Below are 2,808 nucleotides of genomic sequence, written 5' to 3'. Positions count from 1 at the left end.
GTAAGGAACTAAAATTAAAACTTAGATAAAAAAATATTTTTTGTTAAAATATAATTGATTTAATTTGATTTATGAAAGAGGTAATGATTATGAAACAATATTTAGATTTATGTCAATATGTTTTAGAAAAAGGATATAAAAAAGCTGATAGAACAGGCACTGGTACTGTTTCTACTTTTGGTTATCAAATGCGTTTTGATTTACAAAAAGGTTTTCCTATATTAACTACAAAAAAAGTTCATTTTGCTTCTATTGTTCATGAGTTATTATGATTTATTGCTGGTGATACTAATATTGAATATTTAGTTAAAAATAATGTTAGAATTTGAAATGAGTGACCTTATAAGAAATTTATGGAAAGTAAAAAATATCAAAATGAAACTTTAGAAGAATTTGTTGAAAAAATTAAAACTGATCATCAATTTGCTCTTGAATTTGGTGATTTAGGACCTGTTTATGGTAGACAATGACGTAATTTTAATGGTGTTGATCAATTGCAGGAGTTAATAGAAAATTTAAAAAACAATCCTTTTTCACGAAGACACATTTTATCAGCATGAAATCCTGCAGAAATTAAAAATATGGCACTACCACCATGTCATACTTTAATTCAATTTTACGTTTCTGATGATAAAAAATTATCTTGTCAATTATATCAACGTAGTGCAGATATTTTTTTAGGAGTTCCTTTTAATATTGCTTCTTATGCATTATTAACAATAATGTTAGCACAAATATGTGGCTATCAGCTAGGAGAATTTATTCATACTTTAGGTGATGCTCATATTTATAGTAATCATTTTTCACAAATTAATGAACAATTAAGTAGAAAACCAAAATCATTGCCAATTTTAGTTATTAATAAAAATATTACTAATTTATTTAATTTTAAATTTGAAGATTTTAAATTAGAACAATATGATCCATATCCGTTGATTAGAGGTCAGGTTGCAGTATAATGGTAATTTTAGTTTGAGCAATGACCAAAGAAAAGGTAATTGGTTTTAATAATAAATTGCCCTGAAAAATTAAAGAAGAAATGCAATATTTTCAGAGCATTACTTTAAATAAAAATGTATTAATGGGTTCAAAAACTTTTGAAAGTATTGGCAAACCACTAAAAAATCGTTACAATATAGTTGTTACTAATCATCAAGAACGTTATCAACAATTTCTAAATGATAATAATATTACTTTCACAAATGATATTATTTCATATTTAAAACAATATCAAGGTAATAAAAAAAGAGATATTTGTATTATTGGTGGTGCTGAAATTTATAAGCAGGCATGAGATTATGCTGATTATTTATATGTTTCAGTCATTAAAAATTTATATAATGGTGATCTTTTATTTCCTGTTAGTAATTTTTCTGATTTTAAATTAATCAAAACAACAGAATTTGCAGAATTTGTAGCGAATGTGTATCAAAGAAAGGAAAAAAAATAATAATGAACATTTGAAAAGCAATTTTAACTTGACCTTATTTATTACAAACTTATAGTAAATCAGGTTCAATGACAAGAAAGGTATTAAAAGACCCAAGTTTAGTTTCTGAAGCAAAACGATATATTTGATTGAAAAAACGTGTGCGTTATATTAAATGATTATATAATATTAAATTAACCGTTCATAACATTGAAAATTGACCAAAAAGAAAAGGTTGTGTAATGGTTGCCAATCATCAATCAAATTTTGATCCATTATTAGTATTATCGGTAAATGATTATAGTTTATATGCACCTTTAGGTTTTATTGCAAAAGAAGAATTAAAAAAAAGACATTTGGCACGAAGATTTATTTTTTTAATTGATGTTTTATTTATTGATCGTAATAATCCACGCACAGCCATTACGACTTTTCAAGAAGCAAAGGAATTAATTAGAATTCCGCGTACAATGATGATTTTTCCAGAAGGAACAAGAAGTCATCAACAAGAAATGCAAGAATTTAAAGCAGGTGCTTTTAATATGGCATATCAATCTTATGTACCAATTATTCCTGTTACTATTATTAATTCTTATCAAATTTTTGATCGAAAATATAAGGGCAAAAAAGATATTCATCTTATTTTTCATAAGGCAATTGAACCAAGTGAATTTATTAAATTATCTACTGATGTATTATCAAAGCAAGTATTTAATATTATTAAAAAAGGAATTGATGATTTTAGCAATAATAAAATTTAAGTAGTAATAATAAAAGGTTGTTAACTAACAACCTTTTATTATGTTTAAGAGTCAATAATTAATTTCTGATGTGATTTTTGTTTTTTATAATTACGTAAATTTTTTACTGATGTAATTATTAGTGAAGAAGATGTATATCAAATTATTACGATAATTAATCATAGTAGGATATTAATAAATTGTTCTTTATTTAAGCCAAGACCATTTTGTAATAATAAAAATACACTTAAGTAAGCACAAATAACACCAATTGATCCACCTAGTGTGAAAGCAATTGCTGGTTTAATTTCATAGTTTTTATCTTTAATAAAACGTGTACCAACAACTGGCATTAAAAAAGCTGCAGATCCCATCATAATTGGAAAAGCACATTCAGCGTTAAGACCTAATAAATAAGTAGTTGCCATTGCTGGAGCATAAATACCAATGCCTAATGCCATGAAAGCACCAAGGATAAAGAATATACTAATACCAACCAAATATTTTCATCAAATATCAAGACTATTATTATTACCCGCTGTTGGCATAATTCCAATTTGTTTTTGACCTAAAAGCATGATAATTGAAACAATAAATAATAGAACACCAATAAATAATTGTGATCAACTAAGTGAACTT

The 2,808-nt window shown here is 25.4% G+C and carries 3 protein-coding genes and 1 pseudogene; 3 read left to right on the top strand and 1 reads right to left on the bottom strand.

Annotated elements, in window-relative coordinates; translation table 4 throughout:
• The first annotated feature begins 89 nt into the window (after positions 1-89).
• Genes thyA through M0D11_RS05565 form a run of 3 tightly spaced genes read left to right on the top strand, consistent with a single transcriptional unit; the run spans position 90 to position 2,190 of the window.
• Positions 90-959: a thymidylate synthase gene (gene thyA, locus M0D11_RS05575; protein ID WP_252320867.1), complete on the top strand. Its 870-nt coding sequence runs from the start codon at positions 90-92 to the stop codon at positions 957-959.
• Positions 959-1,450: a dihydrofolate reductase gene (locus M0D11_RS05570; protein WP_252320865.1), complete on the top strand. Its 492-nt coding sequence runs from the start codon at positions 959-961 to the stop codon at positions 1,448-1,450. Before thyA ends, M0D11_RS05570 begins: the two co-directional genes overlap by 1 nt.
• Positions 1,451-1,452: 2 nt before the next feature.
• Positions 1,453-2,190 (top strand): lysophospholipid acyltransferase family protein, encoded by a 738-nt coding sequence (locus M0D11_RS05565; protein WP_252320863.1) that lies wholly within the window; start codon positions 1,453-1,455, stop codon positions 2,188-2,190.
• A gap of 44 nt (positions 2,191-2,234) precedes the next feature.
• On the opposite strand, the pseudogene M0D11_RS05560 reads toward M0D11_RS05565, so the two are convergent.
• A pseudogene (locus tag M0D11_RS05560) lies at positions 2,235-2,808 on the bottom strand (TSUP family transporter); the annotation flags it as partial.

This window comes from Spiroplasma endosymbiont of Lariophagus distinguendus, assembly GCF_023846195.1.
In the GTDB taxonomy this organism is placed as follows: domain Bacteria; phylum Bacillota_I; class Bacilli_A; order Mycoplasmatales; family VBWQ01; genus Spiroplasma_E.
The sequence above is the reverse complement of the archived record's forward strand: the minus strand, read 5'-3'. Positions and strand labels throughout refer to the sequence as shown.